This window comes from Hydrogenophaga sp. (assembly GCF_026125785.1).
Classification (GTDB): Bacteria; Pseudomonadota; Gammaproteobacteria; order Burkholderiales; family Burkholderiaceae_C; genus Hydrogenophaga.
In genome coordinates, this window is the sequence record NZ_JAHCKL010000003.1 from 223358 (window position 1) to 237202 (window position 13845).

The 13845-nt window shown below is 68.2% G+C and carries 15 protein-coding genes; 10 read left to right on the forward strand and 5 right to left on the reverse strand.

What is annotated here, in order from left to right; genetic code table 11:
* Positions 1-16: 16 nt before the first annotated feature.
* Positions 17-1183, reverse strand: coding sequence for an FAD-dependent monooxygenase (locus KIT53_RS05045; protein WP_297748604.1), 1167 nt, complete (start codon positions 1181-1183; stop codon positions 17-19).
* A gap of 90 nt (positions 1184-1273) precedes the next feature.
* On the opposite strand from KIT53_RS05045, the gene KIT53_RS05050 reads away from it, so the two are divergent.
* From KIT53_RS05050 to KIT53_RS05065, 4 genes are all read left to right on the forward strand, one after another.
* On the forward strand, positions 1274-2173 hold the full coding sequence (locus tag KIT53_RS05050) for an MOSC N-terminal beta barrel domain-containing protein (protein ID WP_297748607.1): 900 nt from the start codon (positions 1274-1276) through the stop codon (positions 2171-2173).
* Between the two features lie 59 nt (positions 2174-2232).
* Positions 2233-3324 carry a redox-regulated ATPase YchF gene (gene ychF / locus KIT53_RS05055; protein WP_297748611.1) on the forward strand — a complete coding sequence of 364 codons (1092 nt, stop codon included), beginning with the start codon at positions 2233-2235 and terminating at the stop codon, positions 3322-3324.
* Positions 3325-3603: 279 nt separating this feature from the next.
* On the forward strand, positions 3604-4080 hold the full coding sequence (locus tag KIT53_RS05060; protein ID WP_297748614.1) for an NYN domain-containing protein: 477 nt from the start codon (positions 3604-3606) through the stop codon (positions 4078-4080).
* A 1-nt stretch (position 4081) separates the two neighbouring features.
* Positions 4082-4843, forward strand: a complete 762-nt coding sequence (locus KIT53_RS05065; RefSeq protein WP_297748617.1) for an RNA pseudouridine synthase — start codon at positions 4082-4084, stop codon at positions 4841-4843.
* On the opposite strand, the gene KIT53_RS05070 is transcribed toward KIT53_RS05065, so the two are convergent.
* Positions 4816-6000: an MFS transporter gene (locus KIT53_RS05070; RefSeq protein ID WP_297748620.1), complete on the reverse strand. Its 1185-nt coding sequence runs from the start codon at positions 5998-6000 to the stop codon at positions 4816-4818. The two genes, KIT53_RS05065 and KIT53_RS05070, sit on opposite strands and share 28 nt — an antisense overlap.
* Complete coding sequence (locus KIT53_RS05075) at positions 5997-6479, reverse strand: YqaA family protein (RefSeq protein WP_297748623.1); 483 nt, start codon at positions 6477-6479, stop codon at positions 5997-5999. The genes KIT53_RS05070 and KIT53_RS05075 overlap by 4 nt, the downstream gene beginning before the upstream one ends.
* Before the next feature lie 168 nt (positions 6480-6647).
* Here KIT53_RS05075 and dusB point away from each other — a divergent pair, with 168 nt between their 5' ends.
* From dusB to KIT53_RS05095, 4 genes are all read left to right on the forward strand, one after another.
* Positions 6648-7679 (forward strand): tRNA dihydrouridine synthase DusB, encoded by a 1032-nt coding sequence (gene dusB / locus KIT53_RS05080; protein ID WP_297748626.1) that lies wholly within the window; start codon positions 6648-6650, stop codon positions 7677-7679.
* Positions 7676-7915 (forward strand): helix-turn-helix domain-containing protein, encoded by a 240-nt coding sequence (locus KIT53_RS05085; protein ID WP_297748629.1) that lies wholly within the window; start codon positions 7676-7678, stop codon positions 7913-7915. The genes dusB and KIT53_RS05085 overlap by 4 nt, the downstream gene beginning before the upstream one ends.
* A gap of 90 nt (positions 7916-8005) precedes the next feature.
* A complete protein-coding gene (gene purH, locus KIT53_RS05090) occupies positions 8006-9592 on the forward strand; it encodes a bifunctional phosphoribosylaminoimidazolecarboxamide formyltransferase/IMP cyclohydrolase (RefSeq protein ID WP_297748632.1) in 1587 nt (528 codons plus the stop codon).
* Between the two features lie 133 nt (positions 9593-9725).
* Positions 9726-10751 carry a hypothetical protein gene (locus tag KIT53_RS05095; protein WP_297748635.1) on the forward strand — a complete coding sequence of 342 codons (1026 nt, stop codon included), beginning with the start codon at positions 9726-9728 and terminating at the stop codon, positions 10749-10751.
* A gap of 18 nt (positions 10752-10769) precedes the next feature.
* Here the strand turns inward: KIT53_RS05095 and hemL are convergent, their stop codons facing one another.
* Positions 10770-12071, reverse strand: a complete 1302-nt coding sequence (hemL, locus tag KIT53_RS05100) for a glutamate-1-semialdehyde 2,1-aminomutase (protein WP_297748638.1) — start codon at positions 12069-12071, stop codon at positions 10770-10772.
* A 6-nt stretch (positions 12072-12077) separates the two neighbouring features.
* Positions 12078-13013 carry a bifunctional hydroxymethylpyrimidine kinase/phosphomethylpyrimidine kinase gene (locus KIT53_RS05105; protein WP_297748642.1) on the reverse strand — a complete coding sequence of 312 codons (936 nt, stop codon included), beginning with the start codon at positions 13011-13013 and terminating at the stop codon, positions 12078-12080.
* 154 nt (positions 13014-13167) lie between these two features.
* On the opposite strand from KIT53_RS05105, the gene KIT53_RS05110 reads away from it, so the two are divergent.
* Together KIT53_RS05110 and KIT53_RS05115 are read left to right on the forward strand one after the other, a co-directional pair.
* Positions 13168-13341, forward strand: coding sequence for a rubredoxin (locus KIT53_RS05110; protein WP_297748645.1), 174 nt, complete (start codon positions 13168-13170; stop codon positions 13339-13341).
* Positions 13342-13436: 95 nt separating this feature from the next.
* Positions 13437-13844 (forward strand): response regulator, encoded by a 408-nt coding sequence (locus tag KIT53_RS05115; RefSeq protein ID WP_297748648.1) that lies wholly within the window; start codon positions 13437-13439, stop codon positions 13842-13844.
* The last annotated feature ends 1 nt before the right edge of the window (position 13845 follow it).

The following is a 13845-nucleotide window of genomic DNA, read 5'->3' on the forward strand; positions in this document are numbered from 1 at the left end:
GAAGTGGTGGGCGCGCTCAGGTACTCTGGCCCATGGCCTGGCGGGCGACCCAGCGCTTGAGCGGGGCCATGCGGTCGAAGCCGCTCATGCCCCAGTTGCGCAGCGCCTGCAGGCGTGTGTCGTCGTGCGAGAACAGGCCGAACAGGCGGTCGGTCACCCAGCTCATGGTGCCCACCTCGGCCGCACGCGCGCGCTCGTAGCGGCGCAGCAGTTTGAGGTCGCCCAGCTCGCGCCAGTACTCGCGCCCGTGCAGCACGCGGGCGAGTTCGGCCACGTCGGCCAGGCCCACGTTGAGGCCCTGTCCGGCCAGCGGGTGCATGGCGTGGGCCGCATCACCGGCCAGCGCCACGCCGCCGCCCGCGGTGCGGGCGATCCAGCGCTGGGCGCGGGAGAGTTCGAGGGGCCAGGCCTGTGCGGGGCTTTCCATGTGCATGGCGCCCAGGGCGAGCGCGCAGCGGGTCTGCACGGCCTGGGCCAGGGTTTCGGGATCGGCTTGCAGCCAGGTGTCGGCCTGCTGTGTGGGAACTGACCACACCAAGGCAACGGAGTTCCCTTGTTCGCCGCCCAGCGGCAGCAGGGCCATCACTTCACCCTGCGAGAACCACTGGCGGGCCACGCCACCGTGCGGTTTTTCGCAGCGCAGGCGCGCGGCGATGGCCTTGTGCGGGTAGGGCCGCACGTCGAACTCCAGCCCCAGCTCGGCGCGCGTCTGGCTGCGCTTGCCTTCGCAGACCACGGTCAGGGCAGCGGGCGGGGCCTCGTCCAGACGCTCGATGCTGGCCTGGAAGCCCACCGCATCGCCCAGGCGCTGCTCCAGCGCGGGCACGTCCACGATCCAGGTGAGCGCCTCGCTGCCCTGGTCCTGCGCCGAGAACCGAAGTTCACCGCCGTCGTCGCCCCAGACTTCCATGGCCGTGACCGGTGTGACGGCCACCGGGCCTGCGTCTGCTTCGGCGCGCTCGGGCCAGGCGCGCACCGAACGCAGCAGTTCGCGCGAGGCCGCGTTGAGGGCATAGGCGCGCACGTCGGGTTGGCCGTTGCCGGGGCGCGCCGCGCCGACCAGGGCCACCCGCAGGCGCTCGCGGGCCAGCAGCAGCGCCAGGGTCTGGCCCACCACGCCGGCTCCGCGGATGGCGACATCGAAGCGCCGGGTCTGGCTGGCGCGGGAGGCGGTCGAGTTCATGCCTGGGATTTTAGGAGCAGGGCACAATCCGGGCCTTCTCGCTCGCGCCATCCGCGCCAGCCGTCCGTCGCTCCCAACGCCCAGCCCGCCATGACCACCAGCCCCACCAGTCCCGACGCCGACGTGAAAGCGACCATCGACCAGCTCTGGGTGTACCCCGTGAAGTCCTGCGCTGGCGTGGCCCTGACCGAAGCGGAGCTGACGGACACCGGCCTGCTGTACGACCGTGCCTGGATGGTGGTCGATGCTCAGGGTGAGTTCGTGACCCAGCGCGAACTGCCGCGCATGGCCCTGATCCAGCCTTCGTTCCGCATGGGCCAACTGGTGCTGCGCGCGCCGGGCATGCTGTCCCTGCACCTCGAATTGAACGCGGCCGAGGAGCCGATGAAGGTGCGCGTATGGGACGACGAAGTCCAGGCCTGCGACATGGGCGACCTCGCGGCGCAGTGGTTCAGCGACTTCCTCGGCGCCGACGCGCCCGAAGGCCTGCGGCGTCTGCGCCTGGCCCGTTTCGACCCCGAAGTCCGCCGCCCCAGCAGCGCGCGCTGGCTGAGCGGCCGCGAAGCCGGCACGCAGTTCGCCGACGGCTTCGCCCTGCTGGTGACCAGCACCGCGTCGCTCGATGGACTCAACGAACGCCTCGCCGCCGCCGGGCAGGCACCGGTGGACATGCGGCGCTTCCGGCCCAACATCGTGCTGCGCGGCGTGGAGGCGCACGACGAGGACCGCGTCGGACCCCTGCGCATCGCCACCGAGGGCAGCGGTGCGCAGATCGAGACCGTCAAGCCCTGCGCGCGCTGCCCCATTCCCAACATCGACCCCGACCGCGCGACCTCCAGCCCCGAGGTCAACGACACCCTGCAAGGCTACCGGCAGGACCCGCGCCTGAACGGGGCCGTGACCTTCGGCATGAACGCCATCGTCATCGAAGGCGATGGCCAGATGCTGCGCGTGGGGCAGGCGGTGACGGCGGACTGGCGTTTCGACTGAACGCCGAAGGGGCCGACCCGTAAAATCGCGGGTTTCCCCGATCGACCCGAAAGTTTTCCATGAGCCTCCAATGCGGCATCGTGGGCCTGCCCAACGTCGGCAAGTCCACCCTTTTCAACGCGCTGACCAAGGCCGGCATCGCGGCCGAGAACTACCCCTTCTGCACCATCGAGCCCAACACCGGCGTGGTGGAGGTGCCGGACCCGCGCCTGCAGCAACTGGCCGAGATCGTCAAACCCGAGCGCATCGTGCCGGCCATCGTGGAGTTCGTGGACATCGCCGGCCTGGTGGCGGGCGCCAGCACCGGCGAAGGCCTGGGCAACAAGTTCCTGGCCCACATCCGCGAGACCGACGCCATCGTCAACGTGGTGCGCTGCTTCGAGGACCCCAACGTCGTGCACGTGGCGGGCCGCGTGGACCCGATCGCCGACATCGAAGTCATCCAGACCGAGCTATGCCTGGCCGACCTGGCTTCGGTGGAGAAAGCCCTGCAGCGGGTGACCAAGATCGCCCGCTCGGGCGACAAGGAGGCGGCCAAGCAGGTCGCCATCCTGGAGAAGTGCCAGACCGCGCTCAACGACACCAAGCCCGTGCGCACCATCGACTTCAGCAAGGAAGAGCGCGCGCAGCTCAAGCAGTTCTTCCTCATCACCGCCAAGCCCGCCATGTTCGTGGCCAACGTGGCCGAAGACGGTTTCGAGAACAACCCGCTGCTCGATCGCCTCAAGGCCTTCGCCGCCGCGCAGAACGCGCCCGTGGTGGCCATCTGCGCCAAGATCGAGGCCGAGCTGTCCGAGATGGACGATGCCGACCGGCTCGAATTCCTCAAGGAACTGGGCCAGGAAGAGCCGGGCCTCAACCGCCTGATCCGTGCCGCCTACCAGTTGCTGGGCCTGCAGACCTATTTCACCGCCGGCGTGAAGGAAGTGCGCGCCTGGACCATCCGCGTGGGCGACACCGGTCCGCAGGCGGCCGGCGTGATCCACACCGATTTCGAGAAGGGCTATATCCGCGCCCAGACCATCGCCTTCGACGACTTCATCGCCTACAAGGGCGAGCAGGGCGCCAAGGACGCCGGCAAGATGCGCGCCGAAGGCAAGGACTACGTCGTTAAGGATGGCGACGTGATGAACTTCCTCTTCAGCAGTTGAGCGCGCCAGGGCGTGGCTGGGCGGGCTGGGGCTCGTCTATACTGCGCGCGTTGTACAACTAAAGTACAACCGAGATTGGCATCTCGAAGACGATCGTTCGACCAAATGGCGGCAATGCTCGGTGTTGCGGCTATTGTTATCGGTCCCCTTTTGGTGGCCCGGATGGGGAGCCGTATGGCTCGCCGGTCCTGAGCGATCGTCCCGGTATGCCAACCCGTCTGGGCCACCGCCACCTTCGCCGGGTGCCGGTGGCGTCGTGTCATCGACTGGGAGGTATCCATGCAAGCTCCGTCACCATCGTCCCCACCCCAGCGCCGCTTGGCGCTGCTCATCGACGCCGAGAACCTGAGCGGCGAGTACGCGCCGCAATTGATGAAGCGGGTGCAGGCCCTGGGCCAGCCCATCGTGCGCCGCGCGTACGGCGACTGGACCACGCCGCAGCTCAACCTGTGGAAGAACGTGCTGCATCCGTTGGCCATCCGCCCCTTCCAGCAGTTCCACTACCGGCGCGGCCGCAATGCGACGGACGCGGCGCTGATCATGGACGCGATGGATCTGCTGCACCAGCGCAGCGTGGACGGCTTCTGCCTGGGGTCTTCCGACAGCGACTTCACCGGCCTGGCCGCGCGCATCCAGGAGGCCGGTCTGCCGGTGTACGGCTTTGGCCAGCGCAACGCGGCGCGGGCCTTCGTGGCCGCTTGCGACGAGTTCGTGTACCTGGACGTGGCCCCCGAGAGTGTCGAACTGCATGCCTGACGTGAACGACCCCACCCAGCGCCTGGCCAAACGCCTGGCGACCGAACTCGGCTGCTCGCGGCGCGACGCGGAGCTCTACATCGCCGGTGGCTGGGTGCGGGTCGATGGCGCGTTGGTGGAAGAACCGATGGCGCGCGTGCATGCGGCGCAGGCCGTGGCGCTGGATGCGAAGGCGCGCTGCGAGCCGCTGCCGCCGGTCACGGTGGTCTGGCACAAGCCTGCCGGCGAAGCGCTGCCCGATGTGCCGCTGCTGCCGGACGACCTAGCCGCGGCCTGGTTCGATGCCGGTCGGCGATCGCCTGCCGATCGCTCCGGGGTGCGCGGGCTCAAGGTCCATCGCCACCGCCTGTTCGCGCTGGCGCCGCTGGATGCGCAGGCCAGCGGTTTGCAGGCCTTCACGCAGAACCCCGGTGTGCAGCGCCGTGTGGACGACCGCGCCACGCCGCTGGAGCACGAGTGGCTGGTGCAGGTGCAGGACGACGCGGCGCTGGATGCGCCCGAGCGGCGCGCGGCGGTGCTGCAGTCTCTGACACAGCCGCTGTTCTTCGAGGGACAGCGGCTGCCCGATGCGCGCGCGAGCTGGCAGAGCGAGCGCCGCCTGCGGCTGGCGATCAAAGGCAGCCTGCCGGGCCAGGTGGCCTTTCTGGCCGAGCGCGCCGGCCTGCAGCTGGCAGCGCTGCGGCGCCAGCGCCTGGGGCGCATCGGGCTCGATGGCCTGCAGGCCGGGCAGTGGCGCTACCTGGGCGCGCTCGAGCGCTTCTGAGTGTGCGCGGCCCACACGCTCAGGGCCATTGAAACAAGCAGCAGCACGAAGCCCACCTGGTGCAGTTGCAGCATGTGCCCCTGCGCGATCATGACGCCGCCCAGCGCCGCCCCCAGCGCCTGCCCGCCATAGATGCCCGAGCTGTTGAGCGCGACGGTGGCCGGAGCGAGCGCTGGCGCCATGTGCACCAGCCGGGCCTGCTGGGCCGAGTTCATGGCGAAGCAGCCCAGGGCCCAGGGCACCACCACCAGGCCCTGCTGCCAGATGCCCAGGCGGCCCAGCGGCCACAGCAGCAGGCTCAAGGCCATGGCCGCTGCCGCGATCAGCACGGCGCGGCTGGCGCCGATGCGGTCGATCCAGCGCGACATCAGCATGTTGCCCGCCAGGCCGAAGGCGCCAAACCACAGAAACATCAGCGAGAGCATGCCGCCGCGCACGCCCAGCGTTTCCTGGAAGTACGGTGCCATGTAGGAAAACAGCACGAACTGCCCGAAGCCCGCCAGCAGGGTCACGCCGACGGCCATCATCAAGGGGGCGGAGCCCAGGGTCTGCGCCCAGGCCTGGCGCGAGAGCGCGGCGGGGCGTATGCCGTCGGGCATCTCACGCCATACCCACCAGCCGCTGGCCAGGGACATGAGTCCCACCAGGCCAAAGGCCCAGCGCCAGCCGAGCTCGCCACCGATCCAGGCCGCCAGCGGCATGCCCATGACCGAGGCCACCGACCAGCCCAGGAAGATGAAGGTGATGGCCCGCCCGCGCTGTGCCGCGGGCACCAGCAGGCCGACGCTGGCGGCGGCCTGGGGCGTGAAGATGGCGGGTGCGATCACGGCCAGCACGCGCAAGGGCAGCAGACTGGCGTAGTTGGGCGCGAGCGCGCAGGCGCCGTTGAGCAAGCCATACCAGAGCAGCGAGAGCGCGAGCAGGCGCCGCCGGTCCCAGCCGGCCACCAGCGAGGCGAACACCGGTGCGCCCACCCCCATGAGGATGGCCGCTGCCGTGATGAGTTGGCCCGCCTGCGGGATGGACACGCCCAGGGCGTGGCTGATTTCGTTCAGCGTGCCCGGGACGGCCATCACGCCGGTGCCGATCACGAAGTTGCCCACCATCAGCGCCCACAGGGCGCGGGGCAGTGCATGGGAGGAGGCTGGATGGCTCATGGATGGAAGGTGCCGGGAAAAACCCACAGCAGGGCCGCGGTCATGGTGAGGTAGCGCAGGAACTTGCCGATGGCCATGTAGGCCACGCAGGGCCAGAACGGGAAACGCAGCCAGCCCGCGACCGCGCACAGCGGATCGCCGACGACGGGCAGCCAGCTCAGCAGGCAGGCCTTGGGCCCGAAGCGTTCCAGCCAGGCCAGCGCGCGCAGTTCGGTCGGGCTGCCGCGTGCGCGGTCCACCACCTTGTGGGTGCCCAGGCCCATGAGCCAGCTCAGCGCGCCACCGGCGGTGTTGCCGGCGGTGGCCACCAGAATGGCGGGCCAGAACAGCTCCGGGTTGAGCTTGATGAGGCCGAACACCGCCGGCTCCGAGCCCATGGGCAGCAGCGTGGCCGAGATGAAGGCAACGATGAACACCGTGCTCAACCCGAACTCGGGCAAGGACAGCAGTTCCAGCAGGGAGGTCAGCCAGTCGGGCATGAAGGGGCGGCGTGGCGCTCGCGATCGGGTCGGGCAGGTGGATGGAAAAAAACTGGGCAAGGATATCGTCTGCTGAAAAAACAGGCAGATACAATGCCCTTCCTTTCGCACCCTGCGCTGGCAGGGTTCGCGGCAGTTCCACCGCTCGACACCCATTCTCCCACCGCCATGCAGCTCGGGGCCTTCACCCTGCCCAATGCCCTGTTTGTCGCGCCCATGGCGGGGGTGACGGACCGGCCGTTCCGCAAGCTGTGCAAGCGGCTCGGCGCGGGTTATGCGGTGAGCGAGATGGTGACCTCGCGGCCGGACCTGCAGGACAGTCTCAAGACTTCTCGTCGCGCCAACCACGAGGGCGAGGCCTCACCGATCGCGGTGCAGATCGCCGGCACCGACGCGCCGATGATGGCCGACGCGGCGCGCTACAACATCGACCGCGGTGCGCAGATCATCGACATCAACATGGGCTGCCCGGCCAAGAAGGTCTGCAACAAATGGGCAGGCTCGGCACTGATGCAGGACGAGGCGCTGGCCATCTCCATCGTCGAGGCGGTGGTGGCGGCCTGTGAACCGCATGGCGTGCCGGTCACCCTCAAGATGCGCACCGGCTGGTGCGCCGGTGTACGCAACGCACCCACGCTGGCGCTGGCCGCCGAGGCGGCCGGCGTGCGCATGCTCACCGTGCACGGCCGCACACGCGAGCAGGGCTACAAGGGCCAGGCCGAGCACGACACCGTGGCCCACATCAAGAGCCGGGTGCGCATCCCGGTGGTGGCCAACGGCGACATCGATTCACCCGAGCAGGCGCGCGAGGTGCTGCGGCGCACCGGCGCCGACGCCATCATGGTCGGCCGGGCGGCACAGGGTCGGCCCTGGATATTCCGCGAGATCGCGCACTTCCTGGCCACTGGCGAACACCTGCCGCCGCCAGCGCTGCAAGAGGTCCGGCATTGGCTGCTCGATCACCTGCACGATCACTATGACCTGTATGGCGAGTTCACCGGCGTGCGCAGCGCGCGCAAGCACCTGGGCTGGTACGCGCAGTCGCTGCCGCTGCCGCCGGGCGCAGCAGCGCTGTTCCGCTCGCGGGTGAATGCAGCCACCTCCATCGACGCGCAGTTGCGCTGCGTGAGCGAGAGCCTGGACGAATGGTCGTCGCAAGCCACCACCCCTTCGAGAGACAACTGGAAACTGGCCGCATGAAACCGCAACAGAACACACTGCACGATTGCGTGCGCGCCAGCCTGGAAGCGTTCTTCCGCGACCTGGACGGTACCGATCCCGCCAACCTGCACGACATGCTGGTCAAGGCGGTGGAGAAACCGTTGCTGGAAGTCGTGATGGAACAGGCCCAGCACAACCAGTCGCGCGCCGCGCAGTGGCTGGGCCTGAACCGCAACACCCTGCGCAAGAAGCTCGTCGAACACCAATTGCTCTGACAGAGGTGGCGCGTTGGGCGTTCGGCGTTCAGCGTGTCTTCCTCGCTCAACGTCCAATACCCAACATCCAACGCTCAACCTCCGAACCCCATGCGCGCACTCATCTCCGTTTCCGACAAGACCGGCATCGTCGAACTGGCCCAGTCCCTGCATCAGTTGGGTGTGGCCCTGATTTCCACCGGCGGTACCGCCAAGCTGCTGGCCGAGCAGGGGCTGCCCGTGACCGAAGTGGCCGAGGTCACCGGTTTCCCCGAGATGCTCGATGGCCGCGTGAAGACCCTGCATCCCAAGGTGCACGGCGGCCTGCTGGCGCGCCGCGACCTGCCCGAACACATGGCGGCGCTCGAAGCCCACGGCATCGCCACCATCGACCTGCTGGTCGTCAACCTCTATCCGTTCGAGGCCACGGTGGCCAAGGCCGGCTGCACGCTGGAGGACGCGATCGAGAACATCGACATCGGCGGGCCCGCCATGGTGCGCAGCGCTGCCAAGAACTGGAAGGACGTGGCGGTGCTGACCGATGCCTCGCAGTACGCCGGCGTGGTCGAGGAGCTCCGGCACCAGGGCCGGCTGTCCTTGAAGACGCGGTTCGCGCTGTCGGTCGCTGCCTTCAACCGCATCAGCAACTACGACGCCGCGATCAGCGACTACCTGTCCTCGATCGAGTTCGACGAGTCCGCCAGCGTGCCGCGCCGCAGCGAGTACCCGGGCCAGTCCAATGGCCGCTTCGTCAAGCTGCAGGACCTGCGCTACGGCGAGAACCCGCACCAGACGGCCGCCTTCTACCGCGACCTGTGGCCGGCGCCCGGTTCGCTGGTAACGGCCCGCCAGTTGCAAGGCAAGGAACTGAGCTACAACAACATCGCCGACGCCGATGCCGCCTGGGAATGCGTGAAGAGCTTTGACACGCCGGCCTGCGTGATCGTCAAGCACGCCAACCCCTGCGGCGTGGCCGTGGGCAAGGACGCCCACGAGGCCTATGCCAAGGCTTTCCAGACCGATCCCACCAGCGCCTTCGGCGGCATCATCGCGTTCAACCGTCCGCTGGACAAGGCCGCTGCCGAAGCGGTGAGCAAGCAGTTCGTCGAGGTGCTGATGGCGCCGGGCTACAGCGACGAGGCGCTGGCGGTCTTCAAGGCCAAGGTGAATGTGCGCGTGCTGGAGATCGCGCTGCCGCCGGGCGGGCCCACCGCATGGGACAAGGGCCTGAACCTGAGCGACGTCAAGCGCATCGGCTCGGGCCTGCTGATCCAAAGTGCCGACAACCACGTGCTGCGCCGCGAGGACCTCAAGGTGGTGACGAAGCTGCAGCCCACGGCGCAGCAGATCGAAGACCTGCTGTTCGCCTGGAAGGTCGCCAAGTTCGTCAAATCCAACGCCATCGTCTTCTGCAAGGACGGCATGACCATGGGCGTGGGGGCGGGGCAGATGAGCCGGCTGGACTCGGCGCGCATCGCCAGCATCAAGGCGGGCCATGCCCAGCTTTCGCTGCAGGGCACGGCGGTGGCCAGCGACGCCTTCTTCCCGTTCCGCGACGGACTGGACGTGGTGGTCGACGCCGGTGCGACCTGCGTCATCCAGCCGGGTGGTTCCATGCGCGACCAGGAGGTCATCGACGCGGCCGACGAGCGCGGCGTGGTGATGGTCTATTCCGGCGTGCGCCACTTCCGGCACTGAAGAAGACAGCGCCTTCGTGACCGATTGCGCGCGGGGCGCGCAACCAACCCCCTGAACGCGGGGTAGGCGCCTTTCGTGGGCCTGCGAAGAATCGGGACAGTCTTGTCTGTCCCGTCTTCCGGAGTCCCCGACCATGCCCTGTTTTCCCCGTTCGCACGTTCTTCTTTCCGTGGCGCTTGGCGCCTTGATGCTTTCAGGCTGCGTGGCCACCGGCGGCAGCGGCCAGCCCGCCGTGGCGCGAGGCGCGTTCGGTGTGCCGCTGGGCAATGTGGAGAGCTCGGGCACCAGTTCCATCAAGGGCGAGAACAAGGTGGTGCTGGCCTCGTTCCGCGTGGCCTTCAACCAGTCGGTGAAGGCGTCCGCGCAGAGCAGCGCGCTGTTCAGTGCCAATACCGCGTCCGCCCAGATGAAGGGCAAGCTCCTGGGCGTGGAGCCGCGCGTGTACCAGGCCATTGTCGATGCCGCCTACGCCGATTTCGTGCGCAAGCTCAGGGCCTCGGGGCTGACGGTGGTCGAGCCCACGGCCCTGGGTTCATCGCCCGCCTACGCGCGCCTCTCCAGCGTGCCCAATCCGGCGGCGCTGGACTCGTCAACCACCGGCGACGTGCTCATGGTGGCGGCCAGCGGCACCAAGCTCACCCTGTTCCCGGGCGATGCTGGCGTGGCCTCGGGCTTCTCCGGTTTTGACACGGCGAGCCCGATCCGCGTCTTTCCCGACCTGATCAAGGAACAGGAAGCCGGCGTGATGCACGTGACCTATTACGTGGACTTCCTCAACGCTTCCAGCAGCGGGCGCTCGATGGTCAAGGGCGGCAACGCCGAGGTGGCGATGGGGCAGGGCCTGTCGGTGCGCACCGGCAGCGGCATCAGCTACACGACGCTGTCGGGCAGCCGCTGCGTGGGCTACTGCCCGAATGCCATCAGCAGCGTCAAACTGGGGCAGGCGGTGTTCTCGGAACAGGCCTATGGCGTGAGCAAGGACGTGACCGATTCGTCGGTCAACGCCATCGGCTTCCTCTCGGGCGTGCTCAGCGGCCAGAGCTTCTCGCGCAAGGACATCGAGATCCATGCGGACCCGGGGCGCTACAGCGCCATCACCACGCAGTTGCTGGCCGACACCAATTCGGCCCTGATCGATGTGGTGAAGCAGTCTCGCTGAGGAACGCCCGCCCCGGCCTCAGCGCGGCAGCCGGCGGAACGCCTCGCGCGCCGCGGCCAGGGTGTCCTCGACGTCCTGCGCCGTGTGGGCCGCGCTCACGAACCCGGCTTCGTACAGGGCCGGGGCGATGTAGACGCCGCGCTCCAGCAGGCCATGGAAGAGGCTGTTGAAGCGGGCGCCGTCGGTGGTGAGGACACGCGCGTAGTTCTGCGGCAATTCGTCGAGCAGGAAGAAGCCGAACATGCCCCCCTCGCTGTCGCCGCACAGCGTCACACCTTCTTCTGCCGCCACGCGGCTGAGGCCTTCGACCAGCGAGCGTGTGGTGGCCGAGAGCGCCTCGTAGAAGCCGGGTTTGCGGATCTCGCGCAGGGTGGCCAGGCCACAGGCCGTGGCCACCGGGTTGCCCGACAGCGTACCGGCCTGGTAAACCGGGCCCAGAGGTGCGAGGTGCTCCATGACCGCGCGCTTGGCACCGAAGGCCGCCAGCGGCATGCCGCCACCAATCACCTTGCCCATCACCGTCATGTCCGGCTCGAAACCCGGGATCAGCCTGGCGTACACGCTTTGCGCGCCACCGAGGGCAACACGAAAGCCCGTCATCACTTCGTCAAAGGCCAGCAGGGCGCCGTGCTGCGTGCACAGCTCGCGGCAGCGCTTCATGAAGGGCACCGAGGCGCGCACGAAGTTCATGTTGCCCGCGATCGGCTCGATGATCAGACAGGCGATGTCGGCGCCGTGCTCGGCGAACGCGGCCTCGAGTTGCGCCACATTGTTGTACTCCAGCACCAGCGTGTGCTGCACCACCTCGGGCGGCACGCCCGCGCTGGTGGGGTTGCCGAAGGTGGCCAGGCCCGAGCCCGCCTTGACCAGCAATGCGTCGGCATGGCCGTGGTAGCAGCCTTCGAACTTGATGATCTTCTTGCGGCCCGTGGCCCCGCGCGCGAGCCGGATGGTGCTCATGCCCGCCTCGGTGCCCGAACTCACCAGGCGCACCATCTCGATGCTGGGCACCAGCTCGACGATGGCCTCGGCCAGCTCGACCTCGCGTTCGGTCGGCGCGCCGTAGGACAGTCCTTCGAGCACCGCCTGCTGGACCGCTTCCACCACTGCGGGGTGGCCATGGCCCAGGATCATCGGGCCCCAGGAGCCGATGTAGTCGATGTAGCGCTGGCCGTTGGCGTCCCAGAAGTGGGCGCCCTGGGCGCGCTGCACGAAGCGCGGCGTGCCGCCAACGGCGCGGAATGCGCGCACCGGCGAGTTCACGCCACCGGGAATCAGGGCCCTGGCACGGTCAAAGAGTTGCTGGTTGCGGTCGGTCATGGGTGTTCAGTGTCGGGTGGTGTCCAGGGGAAAGTCGTCGGCGTCGAGCGTGCTGTCGGTCTGGTCCTCGCCATCGGTGCCCGCGGCTTCGTCTTCATGGGCCCAGAACAGGCGGTCCGGCACGGCGTGACCCATGCCGGGCTGGAAGCCGGCGTCCAGGCATTGGTCCAGGTAGGTCAGGGCCTCGGCGCAGGCGGTCTGCAGGTCCTGGCCACCGGCGATGAGTGCGCACAGGGCGGCCGAGAGCGTGTCGCCCGCGCCGCTGAAGGTGGCCTCGAAGCGTTCGTAGCGTGCCGTCGCCAGCACCGTTTCCGGTGACGCGAGATGGCTCTCCAGGTGCTGGTCGGCGGCATTGAAGCCGGTGACCAGCGTGTAAGGCACGCCGTGCACGGCGGCGGCGCGCGCCACCTCGCGCGCGCTCGGCGGACGGTCGCCCTCCCACTCCGGCAGCAGCCAGCGCGAGAGCGTGCTGTGGTTGCCCACCAGCACCGTGGTCTGCGGCAGCAGCAGTTCCACGCAGGCGTCGAGGTAGGTCTCGATCTCCACCTCGTCCCACCAGGACAGGTCCGGCATGTAGGTGATCACCGGTACCTCGGCGTAGTCACTCGTGATGCCGGCGATGGTGCTCAGGTTTTCCGGGCTGCCGACGAAGCCGACCTTGAAGGCCTGCACCGGCATGTCCTCCAGCGCGCAGCGCGCCTGGTCGGCCACGGCCTCCTCGTCAAAGGGCAGGTGGTCGTGTACCTCGGAGGTGTCGCGCACGTAGGCGCCAGTGACCACCGGCAGCACGTGCGCCGATGCGCTGGACATGGCCGTGATGTCCGCGCTCAGCCCACCCGCGCCGCTGGGGTCGCTGGCGTTGAAGACCATCACGCAGGGCAGTGAGGATTCGCCAGGCGCCTCGGTCGGGGGGGCGGTGCGGGATTCGGGTGTATCGGGCATGGAAGGGGAGGGGGATCGGGTGGGCGCGGAGCCCGTTCGGGCCGCACATCATGCCGCGTGGCAGAGGTGATCGACAGCCGGCCTGAACGGCCTGTGGAGCGGTAAACATCGCTCGATACAATGCTTGCATTCTAAGACAATGCCTCCTATAACCATGACCGAATCCAAGACTTGGATGTGCCTGATCTGCGGGTGGATCTACGACGAGGCGGCGGGTGCGCCGGACCACGGCGTCGCACCCGGCACACCCTGGGCTGAAGTACCGATGAACTGGACCTGCCCCGAGTGCGGTGCACGCAAGGAAGACTTCGAGATGGTGCAGATCTGATGCCCGCTTGAGGTTTCTGCCGGTCTTGTAAGGGGCCGAGTCGATGTGGTCGATCCTGCCCTTGCCCCCTGTCCTTCATCTGGAGCCAGTGAACCGTGAGCACAGCACCTGCCCTGAAAGTCCTGGTGGTTGACGACAGCAACACCATTCGCCGAAGCGCCGAGATTTTCCTCAAGCAGGGGGGCCACGAGGTCCTGCTGGCCGACGACGGCTTCGATGCCCTGGCCAAGATCAACGACTACCAGCCCGACCTGGTGTTCTGCGACATCCTCATGCCGCGCCTGGACGGCTACCAGACCTGCGCGATCATCAAGCGCAACCTGCGCTTTGCCAGCATCCCGGTTGTGATGCTCTCCTCCAAGGACGGTGTTTTCGACAAGGCGCGCGGCCGCATGGTCGGCTCGCAGGACTACCTCACCAAGCCTTTCACCAAAGACCAGCTTCTGCAGGCCGTGCAGCAGTTCGGTGCCGCCCCGGCCGTTTCTTCCTCTACGGAGCACTGAG

What these genes read in the sequence shown, in the direction of transcription:
- hemL (WP_297748638.1), bottom strand. Translation starts at nt 12,071, where the DNA reads ATGACCGACCGCAACCAGCAACTCTTTGACCGTGCCAGGGCCCTGATT.
- ychF (WP_297748611.1), top strand. Translation starts at nt 2,233, where the DNA reads ATGAGCCTCCAATGCGGCATCGTGGGCCTGCCCAACGTCGGCAAGTCC.
- KIT53_RS05075 (WP_297748623.1), bottom strand. Translation starts at nt 6,479, where the DNA reads ATGCCCGACTGGCTGACCTCCCTGCTGGAACTGCTGTCCTTGCCCGAG.
- purH (WP_297748632.1), top strand. Translation starts at nt 8,006, where the DNA reads ATGCGCGCACTCATCTCCGTTTCCGACAAGACCGGCATCGTCGAACTG.
- KIT53_RS05060 (WP_297748614.1), top strand. Translation starts at nt 3,604, where the DNA reads ATGCAAGCTCCGTCACCATCGTCCCCACCCCAGCGCCGCTTGGCGCTG.
- KIT53_RS05110 (WP_297748645.1), top strand. Translation starts at nt 13,168, where the DNA reads ATGACCGAATCCAAGACTTGGATGTGCCTGATCTGCGGGTGGATCTAC.
- dusB (WP_297748626.1), top strand. Translation starts at nt 6,648, where the DNA reads ATGCAGCTCGGGGCCTTCACCCTGCCCAATGCCCTGTTTGTCGCGCCC.
- KIT53_RS05050 (WP_297748607.1), top strand. Translation starts at nt 1,274, where the DNA reads ATGACCACCAGCCCCACCAGTCCCGACGCCGACGTGAAAGCGACCATC.
- KIT53_RS05085 (WP_297748629.1), top strand. Translation starts at nt 7,676, where the DNA reads ATGAAACCGCAACAGAACACACTGCACGATTGCGTGCGCGCCAGCCTG.
- KIT53_RS05105 (WP_297748642.1), bottom strand. Translation starts at nt 13,013, where the DNA reads ATGCCCGATACACCCGAATCCCGCACCGCCCCCCCGACCGAGGCGCCT.
- KIT53_RS05095 (WP_297748635.1), top strand. Translation starts at nt 9,726, where the DNA reads ATGCCCTGTTTTCCCCGTTCGCACGTTCTTCTTTCCGTGGCGCTTGGC.
- KIT53_RS05045 (WP_297748604.1), bottom strand. Translation starts at nt 1,183, where the DNA reads ATGAACTCGACCGCCTCCCGCGCCAGCCAGACCCGGCGCTTCGATGTC.
- KIT53_RS05070 (WP_297748620.1), bottom strand. Translation starts at nt 6,000, where the DNA reads ATGAGCCATCCAGCCTCCTCCCATGCACTGCCCCGCGCCCTGTGGGCG.